11 protein-coding genes are annotated in these 14,628 nt (G+C 38.8%); all 11 read left to right on the top strand.

The annotated features are described in order from the left end of the window. Positions 1-19: 19 nt before the first annotated feature. The 11 genes from L323_RS39790 to L323_RS39740 all read left to right on the top strand — a co-directional run bounded on the left by L323_RS39790 (position 20) and on the right by L323_RS39740 (position 14,479). The gene (locus L323_RS39790) at positions 20-1,351 is read left to right on the top strand and encodes an aspartate aminotransferase family protein (protein ID WP_020817265.1); all 1,332 of its coding nucleotides are present in this window, start codon (positions 20-22) and stop codon (positions 1,349-1,351) included. Positions 1,352-1,374: 23 nt separating this feature from the next. Continuing rightward, positions 1,375-3,240, top strand: coding sequence for an asparagine synthase (glutamine-hydrolyzing) (gene asnB, locus L323_RS39785; RefSeq protein ID WP_020817264.1), 1,866 nt, complete (start codon positions 1,375-1,377; stop codon positions 3,238-3,240). A 74-nt stretch (positions 3,241-3,314) separates the two neighbouring features. Continuing rightward, entirely contained in the window at positions 3,315-3,554 is a 240-nt protein-coding gene (locus tag L323_RS39780) for an acyl carrier protein (RefSeq protein ID WP_020817263.1), read from the top strand. A 22-nt stretch (positions 3,555-3,576) separates the two neighbouring features. Further along, the gene (locus tag L323_RS39775; protein ID WP_020817262.1) at positions 3,577-5,097 is read left to right on the top strand and encodes a B12-binding domain-containing radical SAM protein; all 1,521 of its coding nucleotides are present in this window, start codon (positions 3,577-3,579) and stop codon (positions 5,095-5,097) included. 35 nt (positions 5,098-5,132) lie between these two features. Beyond that, positions 5,133-5,849 (top strand): B3/B4 domain-containing protein, encoded by a 717-nt coding sequence (locus L323_RS39770; protein ID WP_020817261.1) that lies wholly within the window; start codon positions 5,133-5,135, stop codon positions 5,847-5,849. Between the two features lie 34 nt (positions 5,850-5,883). After that, positions 5,884-7,371: an aldehyde dehydrogenase gene (locus L323_RS39765; RefSeq protein ID WP_020817260.1), complete on the top strand. Its 1,488-nt coding sequence runs from the start codon at positions 5,884-5,886 to the stop codon at positions 7,369-7,371. A 40-nt stretch (positions 7,372-7,411) separates the two neighbouring features. Next, positions 7,412-8,482 carry a BtrH N-terminal domain-containing protein gene (locus L323_RS39760; RefSeq protein WP_020817259.1) on the top strand — a complete coding sequence of 357 codons (1,071 nt, stop codon included), beginning with the start codon at positions 7,412-7,414 and terminating at the stop codon, positions 8,480-8,482. A 20-nt stretch (positions 8,483-8,502) separates the two neighbouring features. Further along, complete coding sequence (locus L323_RS39755; protein ID WP_020817258.1) at positions 8,503-9,981, top strand: amino acid adenylation domain-containing protein; 1,479 nt, start codon at positions 8,503-8,505, stop codon at positions 9,979-9,981. A 26-nt stretch (positions 9,982-10,007) separates the two neighbouring features. Further along, positions 10,008-10,247 carry an acyl carrier protein gene (locus L323_RS39750; RefSeq protein WP_020817257.1) on the top strand — a complete coding sequence of 80 codons (240 nt, stop codon included), beginning with the start codon at positions 10,008-10,010 and terminating at the stop codon, positions 10,245-10,247. Between the two features lie 69 nt (positions 10,248-10,316). After that, positions 10,317-11,000: an epoxyqueuosine reductase gene (locus L323_RS39745; protein ID WP_020817256.1), complete on the top strand. Its 684-nt coding sequence runs from the start codon at positions 10,317-10,319 to the stop codon at positions 10,998-11,000. Between the two features lie 305 nt (positions 11,001-11,305). Next, positions 11,306-14,479: a carbohydrate-binding protein gene (locus L323_RS39740; RefSeq protein ID WP_020817255.1), complete on the top strand. Its 3,174-nt coding sequence runs from the start codon at positions 11,306-11,308 to the stop codon at positions 14,477-14,479. Positions 14,480-14,628 lie beyond the last annotated feature (149 nt).

The following is a 14,628-nucleotide window of genomic DNA, read 5'->3' as shown; positions in this document are numbered from 1 at the left end:
CAGAAAAGAGGAGACGGCAATGGATAGTGTTAAGGAAATTTTTCAAAATGACTTAAAGGTTCTTCATCCGCTTCAACATATTTCATCACACAAAGAACCTTTAATTGTTGAACGGGGAGAAGGTGTATATTTATATACTTGTACAGGAGAGAAGATACTTGACGCATTTTCGGGTATGTGGAATGTTGATATCGGATATGGAAATAAGGAGATTGCTCAAACAGCTTATGACCAGATTTGTAAGATAGCATATGGGTCCAACTTTTCAGGTTCATCCACTTTACCTCAAATTTATCTGGCCCAAAAACTTGAAGGATACGCATACAGCAGTCTGAAAACTACGTTCTTTACTTGCGGTGGTTCTGAATCAAATGATTCGGCCTTTAAAACAGCACAGTACTACTGGAAAAGAAAAGGTAAACCCACAAAAACAAAAATTATATGCCTCAACAATGCTTATCACGGCATGACTATGGCAGCTGCAAGTGCTACAGGCATACCTAAGTTCTGGAATATGTTTAACAAGGTACCTGGCTTTATACATATAGCAAATCCATATGCGTATAGATTCTCTGAGGAATTAAAGGCAAATGAAACAGTGGGACAGGCAGCAGCCAGAATTTTTGAAGAAACTATCTTAAAAGAGGGCGCTGACACAATTGCGGCATTTATTGCAGAACCTGTTCAGGGCTCAGGCGGGGGAATTGTACCACCTGAGGATTATTTCCCTCTTATCCGAAAACTTTGTGACAAATATAATATTCTGATGATTGCTGATGAAATCATTACAGGCTTTGGACGTACAGGTAAAATGTTCGCATTGAATCACTGGGGTGTTGAACCTGACGTACTATGCTTTGCAAAAGGTATTACAAGCGGTTACATGCCCTTAGGCGGAATGCAGGTCAACGACAAAATTAATGAAGTTATACAGAATGCGCCCGGTGATGAAGCTTGGCTTCACGGATTTACATATTCGGGGCATGCGGCTTCCTGTGCAGTTGCACTAAAGAATCTTGAAATAATCGAGAGAGATCATTTGCTTGAAAATGCAAATGCAATGGGGGACAAGCTTACAAGGGATTTGGCAAGTATCATGGATTATGACTGTGTAGGAGAAATTCGCAGAATCGGACTTCTGTACACTGTTGAATTCGTTACAGATAAAGCCTCCAGAGAAAAGAATTTTGATCTGGCAGCAAAGATGTATACAAAATGTCTTGAAAAGGGCGTACGAGTAAGGACACTTGGCAATAACATTTCTCTGGCACCTCCATTTATTATAAAGCCGGAGGAAGTTGACTATGTTGTAAAGGTCATTAAGGAAGCACTTAATGAGAGTTTAAGATAATAGAATAATACGGGGTAACATTTATGTGCGGTATCAGCGGTATTTTTAAGACAACAGGACATGAACGAATCAACAAACAAGAAATATTTGACATGATGGACGTACTTGAGCATCGAGGGCCTGACGATTCCGGCCATAGGCTTAGAGAATATTACGGACTTGGTTTCCGAAGATTGAGTATTATTGATCTGCAGTCGGGTAACCAGCCAATAGAAAACGAAGACGGTACCATCTGTGTTATTTGTAATGGGGAAATATTCAATCATATAGAGTTGAGAGAAGAACTTCTTAAAAAAGGACATGTGTTCAGAAGCAAGTCAGATGTTGAAGTTTTAGTGCATCTGTATGAGGATTTGGGTGAAAGGTTTCTGGACAGAATAAACGGCCAGTTTGCGTTGGCCATAATTGATGAAAAACGTCGGAGTATTATGCTGGCTAGAGACCAGTTTGGAGTAATGCCTTTATTCTACACTCTTGTGGACGGCACTTTATTGTTTGCATCAGAGATAAAAGCATTACTTACTAATCCGCTGGTAAGAAGGGAAGTAGATCTGGTCGGAATGGACCAGTTCTTTTCTCTGCCGCACACTGTGAGTCCCAGGACAATGTTCAAAAATATCAAAAACCTTGCTCCCGGCCACTTAATGTATGCAGAAGCCGGGAAACCCGATGTGATTTTAAAACAATACTGGGATTTGGATTATCCGCTGTTAAATGAAGAAATTGAGCGGCGTAGTGAATCGTACTATATGGAACGGATTGAAGAACTGCTTTTGCAATCAATTAAGTTCCGTACCCGGGCCGACGTAGATGTAGGTGCATTCCTAAGCGGAGGACTTGATTCTTCGTTGATTGTATGCATGATGAAGGCATTGTCTCAGAACAGAAGAAAGATATTTTCAGTAGATTTTGAGAATGAAGAATTTTCAGAGAGAAAGTATCAGAAAATTGTAGCTGAACAGTTGGAGTATGAACACTATTCTGTACCGTTTAAAGTGGATGATATCGCAGAGAGATTGGAAAAGGTAATATACCATACCGAAGCACCTGTAAAAGAATCTTATAATTCTGCAACAATGGCTTTGGCAGCGAAGGCCAGAGCGCAGGGAATTAAGGTGATTCTGACAGGTGAGGGATCGGACGAGCTGTTTGCAGGGTATCCCAGTTACCGCTTCGACCAGTTCAGAAAGCTGAGAAACCAAAACGATTTATCTTCTGCTGAGGAGAAAATGCTGCGTAGTAAGGTATGGGGTGATCCTTTATTCAAATATGAAGCAGATTTCTTAAAGCTGAAGGAAGATAAAAAAGCAATTTACAGTCAGCAGTTAAATGGTTGCTTTGATGATTTTGATTTTACAAACCATCAGTTAGTAGATCAATCAAAAATAGCAGGAAGGCATCTTATTCATCAAAGGTCATACATAGATTTAAAAGTTCGCCTAATGGATCATCTGGTATCCGATCACAGTGACAGAATGCTGATGGCAAGTTCTGTTGAAGGTAGATTTCCATTTCTGGATATTAATTTGGTTAATTTTATAAGAACGGTCCCTCCCGATTTTAAACTAAATAATTTTAAGGAAAAATACATATTGAAGCAGACCGCAAAAAAGTTTGTACCTGAAGCAATTATTAACAGGGAAAAATATATTTTCATTGCCCCCGGAAGCCCGTTCCTGCTCAGAAAAAATTACGATTGGATAAATGATTTGCTTTCATATGAAACCATTAAACGGCAAGGTTATTTCAATGCCGACGAAGTAGAGAGATTAAAGAAAAAGTACTTAGATCCCGACTTTTCTCTGAAGACTTCAATTGATACAGACTATATGCTAATGATTATTATGTTTTGCTTGTTTATTAAAACATTTGATATGCCATCTTTATAATTATGGATTTTAGCTCAAGGCAGATAATTGGTAAACTTTTACAGTAATATATAAGACAAGAAGGGGGATTTATTTTGAAAGAGACAGAAGAAGTTTTATTTAATATTTGGAAAGAAATATTGGAGCGTGATGATTTTACCAGTGAAGATGATTTCTACTCATTAGGGGGGACATCCTTACAGGCATTTACACTGATAATGGAGATTAAGAAAAAGTTTGATTTGGAATTACCGCTTATGTATGTATTGACAGAGGCGAGTATCAGCTCTTTAGCAGAAGTAATTGACAGTCAATTGGGATCAAATGAAACATGAGATCTGGAAAGGAAGAGACAACATGAATTTTAGTGAAATGTTTAACACAAACGTTAAGAGCGACGTATTACTCATTCAACCTCACATACTGAAGCATGTATCTGTTGAAGATATTGATATTGTTCAGCAGCATTACTGGGAGGCAAGTGATAAAGTCGGTTCCTTGATAGGGGACTTACCCATTGAGCCAAACTGGGGATTGTTGTATTTATCCTCGGCACTTAAGCAGAATGACTTTTCAGTACATATGCTGGATTTCCATTTGTATGATTATGTTAAATACACCAAAACCGGAAATTTCGTTGATTATGATGATATTGAAAAAATACTATCTACCAAGAAAAGCAAAATGGTAGCAATATCATCTCTGACCCGTTCCCACCACAGGGCGTTGAAGATTGCAGAGATATGCAAAAAAATCAACCCGGAATGCAAGGTAGTATTAGGCGGAATTCATTTTACTTTTATAGCTGAAGAAGCTATAAAAAGCTGTCCATATGTAGATGTCATTATCAGAGGTGAAGGTGAAAAGGCCATAGTTGACCTTATGAAGAATTTAAATGATATAGACAAATGGAGCAATTTTGAAGGTATAGTTTATATTGATAGGAATGGAAAAATCGTAAACGACAATAAAATTAATCATATTGAAGACATAAATAAGCTGGCATATCCTGATTATTCCTTATGGCCAAGGGATGTACCCTTGATTCCACGTATTTATTTATCAAGAGGCTGCATAGGAAATTGTGATTATTGCGTCGCCAACCTGCTGTTTAAGAGCAAACAAAGAAAGAGAAATATGGATGACGTAATGAACGAAATAAAGATGTTGTACTATGAATACAGAATCGAGGAAATGCTTATTGGAGATTTGTGCTTCCCCTCTACAAAAAAGGACACAATTGATTTTTGCAAGAGGATTATTGACAGCGGAATGAAGATAAGATGGTGGTGTCAGACACGTCCTGAAATCCTGGATGACGAGATTCTGGAATATATGGAGAAGTCAGGGTGTGTACAAGTGGCGTTGGGCATTGAAAGCTCCGACCCTGAGGTCTTGGAAAAAACAAATTCAAAGAAATATGGGGCTAAGGCTACACAGTCTATTTTTGATATCTGCAGCAATGTTAAAAAGTATAAAATAGCAATTCAGGGTTATTTTATTATCGGGTTACCGGGAGATACTATTGACACCAGCATCCAGACAATTAAGATGATGGACTATCTTACAGCTGAGGGCCTGGTTGACATTATGCACATCTCGGTTATGGTTCCTTACCCGGGTACAAATCTTATAAGTAATCATGATCAATATGGTCTTGAAATTATAGATAATGATTATTCCCATTATTTAATGAACTGCGATTTGATGAATGCCGGTGTTCCTGTATATAAGACGAATACTCTGGATAATTATCAAATATTCAGCTTATGGCAGCTTGCACTTAGTACGGTTGCTAAGAACTTTGAAAAAAGGGATATCAAAGATCATATAATGTTCAATTCACTTAATAATTTTGTTAACGAAATAGAGGTTTAGTTTTTTGGATAAACATTAAATTCAGGAGGATAACAATGGAAATAAAGGTTGATAAAAGAATCGTGGACCAGTTTGATAATGTACAAATTGGAGTATTAGTTGTTAAAGGATTGACAAATGACTATAAAAATAATTATGACGAAATAGACGGATTGTTAAAAGCTGCAGAGAAATCTGTAAATGACCATTTCAAGGACAAAGAGATAACAGAGGATGAAACTATAATCAGATGGAGAGGAATCTACTCCCAATTTGGTGCTAAACCCAGTAAATTCAGATGCTCTATTGAAAGCTTATGCCGTATGGTAACATCTGAAAAGAATGATTACCAAATAAGAAGAATCAACCCATTAGTAGATATTTACAACTATATTTCTTTAAAGCATCGAATACCTGTCGGGGGAGATGATACTGATAAGGTTGAAGGATACATATGGCTGACAGTAGCAGACGGTACGGAGGAGTTCAGCGTTCTTAATTCAGGAGAAAAAGAATTTGCCTGTGAAAAAGAGGTTATTTACAGAGACGAAAAAGAAGTTCTGTGCAGACGGTGGAATTGGCGTGAAAGTAATAAGACTAAGTTGGATGATACAACCAGGAATGTTTGTCTGTTTGTAGAGGGAGTTTCAGTATATTCTGAGGAGGATATGAGGGGAATTCTTGGTGAAATGGCTGAGTTGGTAAGGAAGTACTGCGGCGGAGAAGCAAGTATTTCTGTACTGAACAGCAATAACCTTAAATTAGAAATTTAATACCACTTATATTAATAGAAAGGATAGTACATGTATGAGTTTATCATTTGAAGAAGTTAAAAAATTAAAAGAGAATGCCGAGATAAAAACACAGGCATTTATTAATGGAAAGTATGCAGACAGTCTTGACGGGGATACCTTTGATAAGGTAAGTCCCATTGATGGCAAGGTTATAGCAAAAATCGCATCATGTAAACAGGCTGATGTGGATTTGGCTGTAAGTGCAGCAAGGCAAGCCTATGAAAAAGGGGTATGGTCTGATATTACTCCGGAACAAAGGAAGAATATTCTCTATGCATTTGCCAATCTGGTTGAGGCTCATCACATGGAGTTAGCTACACTGGAAACTATGGATATGGGAAAGCCCATTTCCAATTCAATAGGAGAGATTCGCAGATGTTTTAACGGTATACGCTGGTTTGCAGAAGCAATTGACAAATTATATGGAGCAGTGGCAACAACACGGCCAAGTATCAATGCTCAGATTGTGCGTGAGCCCTATGGCGTTGTTGCGGCAATTATACCCTGGAACTATCCTCTTATGATGGCAGTCTGGAAGTTTGCACCTGCACTGGCGGCGGGTAACAGTGTTGTATTAAAGCCTGCGGAACAATCACCTCTTACCTTGCTTCGTATAGCTGAATTTGCAAAACAGGCAGGCATACCGGACGGAGTATTCAATGTTGTTCCGGGTTACGGTGAGACTGCCGGACAAGCTCTGGCATTACATATGGATGTTGATAAGATTACTTTTACCGGTTCATCAGAGGTTGGAAAATTAATTATGCAGTATTCGGGACTTTCAAATATGAAGAGGGTCTCCTTGGAATGCGGAGGAAAATGCCCCAATATTGTTTTCCCTGATGCATATGATTTGGACGACGTAGCCAAGCAGACTGCCGGAGCCATGTTTTATAACAGCGGACAAGTATGTGATTCACCTACACGTTTATTGATACATAAGTCAATTAAGGAATCTTTCCTGAAGAAATTAATTGAATACAGCAAAGAATATATGCCCAAAAATCCTTTGGACCCCGCTTGTTCAATGGGAAGTGTGGTAACAGGTGAACAGATGGAGAGGATACTGAACTATATCGAAATCGGAAAGGCAGAGGGTGCAAAGCTAAAAATGGGCGGTAAACAGGTTCTTTGCGAATCAGGCGGATATTATGTAGAACCTACTATCTTTAGTGACGTTAATAACAATATGCGTATTGCACAAGAAGAAATATTTGGGCCTGTCCTGTCTGTGATAGAGTTTGAAACCGAAGAAGAGGCAATTGAGATTGCAAATGATTCAATATATGGGCTATGTGCTTTTGTGTGGACATCGGATTTAAAGAAAGCAGTATCCCTGTCGAAAAAGCTTAAATGTGGAAAGATACTTATAAACAGTACAGGTGACGGGGATTGGAGTGTTCCTCACGGGGGATTCAAGCAGTCAGGTTTTGGCAGAGATAAATCAATTGAATCCATAGAACAGTATACTCAGACAAAACTTACATGGATTGAACTGTAATATTGGGATATTTCATTTAAATAAGAACGGATGATTTAATATGTCTGGAAAAAATGTGAGAATTGAAGAGCTTATACAGAGCGAGCGTATCTTCTTAAAAGAGTATGATAACTTTTGTATACATAACAATGTAAAACAATTATTGGACTATTATGGTGTTGAAAATTCATGGGCATTTATCGATACAGTAATTGGCGTGGATATGTCAATTCCTGAGAACGATATTACTAAACTTGACATCAAATATAATATAGATACCGCCTCTGTACTTGATCCTTTTTTGAGTAAAGTGAAATCTGTTATTCCAATCGCATATAAGGATGAGTTTGCTGACTGGGATACCTTAAAAGAAAAAGTTGAAAAAGGAATACCTGTTATAACAATGGTTGATGTTTATTATCTGAAATATCTGCCTTACTACCTGCAGGCAAATGCAATACACTCTGTGATTTTATGCGGGTATTCCGATGAGCTTCAGGAGGTATATGTTGTTGATTGGTATGAGCCTTACTTTTACAAGGGTACTCTGAAGTATGAGGATTTTATGAAGGCCCGGGCATCTGAAAACCCAAAGGGGATGCTTGTAAACAGTGATTTTCCTATCTTGAATAAGTGGATAGAGATTGAAAAAGATGGTTGGGAAGCAGATTCCAGGACCTTGTTGAGCATTACAATTGACAAGATGCAAAAGGAGTATTATTCAAAGACCTCTATATCTGAGAGTAGTTGTTGCGGAATCGCTGTCTTGTATAAATTGAAGGAAATCATAAATGACATGGGGCAGTTTTCGGAGACTGAGAGGAAGAAGCTGAGTTCAAGATTGCATGGTATGCTGTTCCTGATGCCAAAGTACCGAATGTTTTTTGCAGGGTACATTGAGAGAGCCTTACGGAGTATTACAGTAGAGAACTGCGATTACGAGGTTGAAGTAATCGGAAAAGGTGTAAGTTTGTGGAGTAAATTACTTAAACTGATTGTTAAGTTTTCCTTGCTAAGCACAGATGCTCTGCTTGAGAAGATAAAAGTGCAATTGGATGAAATTCTGGAAAATGAAAAAGAATGTATAGACGTTTTGGACAAAATTAAACACAAATTAACGGATAATAGGTAAATCAGAAAGAGGTGGTATGTTTGAGTTTTCAAAGCATAACAAATATAATCTCACAAAAGGCAGCCGATATCCCTGATGCAGTGGCAATCGTCTGTAACAAGGAAGGTATATCATATAAAGATTTGGACAGAAAATCAAATGCATTTGCCGGTATACTCATTCAGAGAGGGATAAAAAAAGAATCTGTTGTCGGTATTATGATGACCAGGTCTATTGAAATGATTATTGCCATGATCGGCATACTTAAGGCAGGGGCTGCGTATATGCCTATTGATCCCGGTTGTCCTGCTCCACGCATTGAATATATGATTGATGACAGTAACATGGAATTGCTATTAATCAATGACGGGACTAAGGACGGGTTTATCTTTGATGAAAAAACAATTAATATCACCACTGCACTTGCTGAATATCCAAGTCTATTGGAAGATTTTACCAAGACCGATATTTGTCCGGAAGATCTAGCATACATCCTTTACACTTCAGGCTCTACCGGTAAGCCAAAGGGTGTTATGATTGAACATAAATCCGTTACAAATATAGTCAAAGCCATACCAGAGTTTATGGGGTTAGAGGACGGAGGGAAGCTATTAAGTATTACAAAAATAGTATTTGATATATTTGTTATTGAGTCATTACTTGCATTGGCACATGGTATGGAAATTTACCTTGCAAATGAAAGAGAACTCTATAATCCCAGACTTTTAGGTAAAATTATAGTAAAAAACAATATCAATATTATCCAGATGACACCGTCAACAGTACAGTACTTTCTGAGCTGTGACAAAGAACTGAATTATTTGAGAAATATTGAAACAATGATTATCGGAGGAGAAGTATTCCCAAAGTCCCTGAGGGATCAGATAAAAAAACATTCAACTGCCAAAATCTATAATGCTTATGGGCCTACGGAAGCAACAGTGTATTGTTTGGTTTCAGATGTTACGGACAAAGGAATTGTTGACATAGGTAAGCCTTTGTCAAACTATACGACTTTTATTATTAATGAAAATGGAGAGTTGGACAACAAGGGTGAACTATATATCGGGGGAGTGGGAGTAGCCAGAGGGTATATAAATAAGCCCATGTTGACAGAAGAAAACTTTGTTTTTCTGCCGGAAATATCATCTGACAGATTATACAAAACAGGAGATTTGGTTGAAAGGTTGCCCGACGGTAGTATCAATTATTTATACAGGCTGGATTATCAGATTAAAATAAGCGGATATAGAATCGAACTTGGTGAAATTGAGTGTGTTATTATGGAATATGACAATATAAAGCAGGCTGCCGTTGTTGTTAAATCCGATAATGATAATAATCAGTACTTATGTGCTGTTTATTCAACATACAATGAGATATCTGAAAGTGATCTGAAAAAGTATTTAAAGTCTAAATTACCTCAGTATATGATTCCGTCAATTTTTGTTCACACCGAAAAAATGCCTGTTAATAATAACGGGAAAATTGACAGAAATGCCCTTAAGGTTTCAATTTAAAGACTACATATATAAGGAGAATAAGTATGGATACACGGGATAAAGTTATTGATATAATAGTAAAAGTAATGAACATACCGGATTTAAAAGAGAAAGCTGAAACCGAGGATGATTTGTCGGAGGTAGGGATTAATTCCATTAAATTCATAGAAATTGTAGTTGAGCTTGAAAAGGAATTTGATGTTGAATTCGACGACGATGAATTGGATTTTAGGAGCTTTACTACTATCACAAGTATTTGTGACTATCTGGAAAGCCTGACTTAACTAAGATATAATTAATATTATGGCTGTATTTATTCGGCTGCTTTAAAATGAAAAAGGGGTAGGGCTGCAATGAAGGAAATTATAAAAAATATTTTCACATCTTTAGGTTCAGATGTATGTGGAATAGCAGGTATAGAAAGGTTTGAAACTGCTCCGAAAGGATTTCATCCAACAGATTTGTATAGCAAATGCAAGTCGGTTATTGTCTTTGGTATTACTTTACCAAAGGGATTATGGGAAGTAGAACCCCGGCTCATGTATGAACATTTCAATACAATTAGTTGCTCCATGGTTGATTACATAGCTTTATCTGCTTCAAACAGAATGGAAAAAGAATTCAGGTGTACTTGTGTTCCACTTCCATGTGATGCTCCATACAACTCATGGAATGAAGAATCCATGACGGGACATGGGCTGCTCTCCATGAAGCATACAGCTGTGGCTGCCGGTATTGGTACCCTTGGGAAAAACACATTGCTATTGAATGAAGTATATGGTAACCGTTTAACTGTTGGGGCGGTTTTAACCGATATTGAGCTTGAATCCGACCCCTACGCAAAAAGTATCTGTATTGAAGCATGTACACTGTGTCTGGATATATGTGCTGTTAATGCTATTAATAAGGACAAGGTAGAACAAAAAAAGTGCAGACTGAATTCATACGGAAAAACTAAAAAAGGTTTTGATACAGTTGACTGCAATAAATGCAGGACAGTCTGTCCTGTCGGGAAGGGTTTGAAACGCACTCTATAGATTACGGATAGAGTTGTTATTTTGATGATAAAATGTTGCAGCATAAATAGGACAGCGTTAAGGAGTGATCCGAAGTATGCTGCAACTTATACAATGAACGGTGGGCTTTGTAGGCTCACCGTTTTTCTTTGAGAGTTATCGAAGAAATAGCTTATATATTCTGTTTTACAATTCCCTGTAATAAATTAGCTCAATCTTAGTGGCTGCAAATAATTGAACCTTATGGGATAATATGGTAATATTGTCTTACAATTAAAGGAGTTCCATTATTAAGTTTTGCAAATGAAAAATTAGGAGGTCAATTTATGAAAAAAGTCAACTGTGTATTTTACCGTAAACTTGCAATTTTTCTGGTATTTGGGTTGCTTTTTCAATCAGGCGGATTTGTTCGAGCGGCGGCAACTGATACTGTGAACGTGGATTTTAATAATATTTTACGGCCGGTAAATCATAGTAACTTCGGCTATATTCTCACACCTAACTATGATATACCCGATAGCAGGATGAAAATGCTCGGACCGATTCTTAACCGAGAGACTATCCCAGTCCAGACCTTTCAGGGAGTAGGTGATTTGGACAGTACATGCTTTAATAACGAAGACAGTCAGCTCCAGAGGTGCTTGGAAGCATATCAAAGGGCAAAGGCAAATGGATTGAAGTGGTACTTCCTTCTGGGACTTAACCCGTCGTGGACAGCGCCGAATGGCGCTCCCGGTGGCGGTGCCCCTACCAATCAGGCTTGGTTTAAGCAGTATGTGAAAGACGTGCTCCAGTATTTAAAGGATAATGGAGCAACGCCCGACTTTGCAGACCTTACAAATGAGTACTGGACTGGGCGTGAAGAGACTTTCAAGGGTAACTGGGAAGCAGTGAGGGAAGTTTATCCCGACTATATACCTATAGTAGGCCCCGGTGCAGTGGGCTATTCAGGAATAGCGGATTTTTACATCCCGTTTTCAAGCCAAAACCAAATGGATTTGGAAGGGCCTTGCTGGCATGAATACTGGGAAGGTAGCACATTTGCCTCCTATACCCAGACAAATAAATGGAAAGACCCGATTGTCAGCCTTCAGACAAAATATCCTGAAACCAACGGCAAGTATGTGGTATGGGAGGAAAACAACTCTTGGTCAACGTCAACGATTGATTGGACACGAAGTATGGCCAATGTAATACGGTCAGGCATCACCCAAAATATTAAGGGTTGTATCAAATCAGGCAATTGGAATGGTATGAGCGATATATTGACAACAACTGTAAGAAACAGCCAACAAAATGGAGCTGTGAGGACGCCCATATGGTGGGTATACTATATGTTTTCTCAATTGTCGGGACAGTATGTAGGAGTTTCAACAAGTACAGGGGATGACTTTACCGCTTGTGCCAGCAGAGATACTGATGAATGCAAGGTTATCATTGCAAAGAGTGGAACTGCAGGAACCATTAATGTAAATCTGAACAACCAGCCTTTCAGCGGGCAGAATGTTAGGATAGACCTTTACAAGATCACTTCAAGTGAAAATAACGGTTTGACGTACCAATCCAGCATTACCCCTTCGTCAACTTCCAATATAAGCTTTTCAATAAACAATGCGGCAGCTAATGACTCATGGCTAGTTGTTTTGAAAAAGATTGATTCTGCTCCGAACTTCTTCCACCCAATGACTCCTGATGACGGGGAAGTTACTACAGTAGCACCGACACTTACCTGGTCGGCAGCACAAGGTGCTACAAGTTATACGGTGAAAGTATTTGTAAACAAGGATTTGTCCGACCCTGTCATCAACCAGGCAGGCATTACTGATACAAGCTACACGGTTGCAACACCTTTGACAGAAGGCCAAAAATATTACTGGAATGTTACTGCCGTAAACTCCAGTGGAAGTCGGACGGTTTCAAACGATGCGGTGTATTCGTTTATAGCCGGTGCAAATGCCGGTGTACCCGGACAATTTGGACCTTATCTTCCATCACGGAATGCACCCAATGAATCAGTTACACCAAAATTCCTGTGGTCAAGAGCTTATAACGCAACCTCTTATCGTTTGGTAGTTTCCAAAAACAGCGACCTTTCATCCCCGGTAATCAATAAGTCAGGGATTACTACTATAACAGGTACAAATGAGTTCGGCTCCAACACGGCATCAACTTTTACTCCTACCACAGCATTGGAGAACAATACTACATATTATTGGAAGGTATATGCTGTTAATGCAAATGGGGAGAGACCAATAAATGGGCCTACACAGTATTTTACTACAAAGGCTGCAGGAAATTCGCCTACAAGCTTTAGCCTATCCGCTCCTACAAACGGAACAATGGGGGTTTCAAACAGGGCGGTGCTTTCATGGACACCTTCAAGGAACGCATTCTTCTACAAGCTTGAGGTATCTGCAAATGCAGACATGTCTAACCCCATAATCCTGAGGGATCGGATGATCTACAACAAATATACCGTAGAACCGAACCTTTTGAGTCCTGATACCAAGTATTACTGGAGAGTTACAGCATATTCAAAAAATCTGACATACTCCACAGCCTCTTCCAGTGGTATATGGTCATTCACAACAGAAAACAAACCATGCCCGCCATTATTATATTCCCACCAGCCCGGTAACAACAGTGTAAGGCTTTGGTTCAGGCTTTCCAAAGGGGCAACTTCATATAATATCAAATACGGAACGGAACCCGGCGTGTACACCAATACAATAAAAGGTGTTACTGCAAGCCCATACACCGTTTCAGAACTTACCAGCGGAACAAAGTATTACTTTGCTGTAACGGCAGTAAATGAAAACGGAGAAAGCTCCGTCTGGAACGAAAGACCGGAAATAACAGGTGGAGCTGTGATACCTGACCCTGAACTGAGGTCGGCTTTTACACAGATTGAAGCAGAAAGCTTTAACAACCAATCGGGAGTTCAAACGGAAACCTGTTCTGAGGGCGGAGAGGATGTTGGGTACATCGAAAATGGGGATTATGCTGTTTACAGTAATATGGATTTTGGCAATGGTGCGGAAAAATTTCAGGCCAGAGTAGCGAGTAACTCCAGTGGAGGAAATATTGAAATTCATCTCGATAGCATTAACGGTACTTTGATAGGAACTTGTCCCATTGCCGGAAACGGAGATTGGCAAACTTATGTAGATGCATCATGTAGTATCAGCGGTGTTAGCGGAAAACATGACGTATACCTGAAGTTTACAGGAGGAAGCGGATACTTATTCAATTTAAACTGGTTCAAATTTACTGGCGTATCTGTAAAGGCCGGAGATCTTAATGGGGATGCCAGTGTAGATGCAACCGACTATGCACTGATGAAAATGTATATGCTTGGAATTCCTACTAATTTACCAGTACAAATTGACCCTGCAGTGGCGGATCTCAATAGTGACGGCGCAATCGATGCCATTGATTTAGCCGTATTCAAGAAATACCTGCTGGGTGATATTGCAGAATTACCTTATCCTACAAAATAGATATGCTAATATAAGAGGTTGTTGCAAAATTAGTTTTTATCTTTTCTAGCCTGTAAGTGAGTATACATTGTATCAATGGAAGCTTAGTTAAAGATATTTGCAGATGTTTGTCGGCGAACATGGATATTTTACCGGAAAACCTATCACGA

It is taken from the genome of Ruminiclostridium papyrosolvens C7 (assembly GCF_000421965.1).
In the GTDB taxonomy this organism is placed as follows: Bacteria; Bacillota; Clostridia; order Acetivibrionales; family DSM-1351; genus Ruminiclostridium; species Ruminiclostridium papyrosolvens_A.
Note: the sequence above shows the minus strand (reverse complement) of the source record. Positions and strands in the feature narration are given on the sequence as shown.

What these genes read in the sequence shown, in the direction of transcription:
- L323_RS39790 (WP_020817265.1), top strand. Translation starts at nt 20, where the DNA reads ATGGATAGTGTTAAGGAAATTTTTCAAAATGACTTAAAGGTTCTTCAT.
- asnB (WP_020817264.1), top strand. Translation starts at nt 1,375, where the DNA reads ATGTGCGGTATCAGCGGTATTTTTAAGACAACAGGACATGAACGAATC.
- L323_RS39775 (WP_020817262.1), top strand. Translation starts at nt 3,577, where the DNA reads ATGAATTTTAGTGAAATGTTTAACACAAACGTTAAGAGCGACGTATTA.
- L323_RS39770 (WP_020817261.1), top strand. Translation starts at nt 5,133, where the DNA reads ATGGAAATAAAGGTTGATAAAAGAATCGTGGACCAGTTTGATAATGTA.
- L323_RS39765 (WP_020817260.1), top strand. Translation starts at nt 5,884, where the DNA reads ATGAGTTTATCATTTGAAGAAGTTAAAAAATTAAAAGAGAATGCCGAG.
- L323_RS39760 (WP_020817259.1), top strand. Translation starts at nt 7,412, where the DNA reads ATGTCTGGAAAAAATGTGAGAATTGAAGAGCTTATACAGAGCGAGCGT.
- L323_RS39750 (WP_020817257.1), top strand. Translation starts at nt 10,008, where the DNA reads ATGGATACACGGGATAAAGTTATTGATATAATAGTAAAAGTAATGAAC.
- L323_RS39745 (WP_020817256.1), top strand. Translation starts at nt 10,317, where the DNA reads ATGAAGGAAATTATAAAAAATATTTTCACATCTTTAGGTTCAGATGTA.
- L323_RS39740 (WP_020817255.1), top strand. Translation starts at nt 11,306, where the DNA reads ATGAAAAAAGTCAACTGTGTATTTTACCGTAAACTTGCAATTTTTCTG.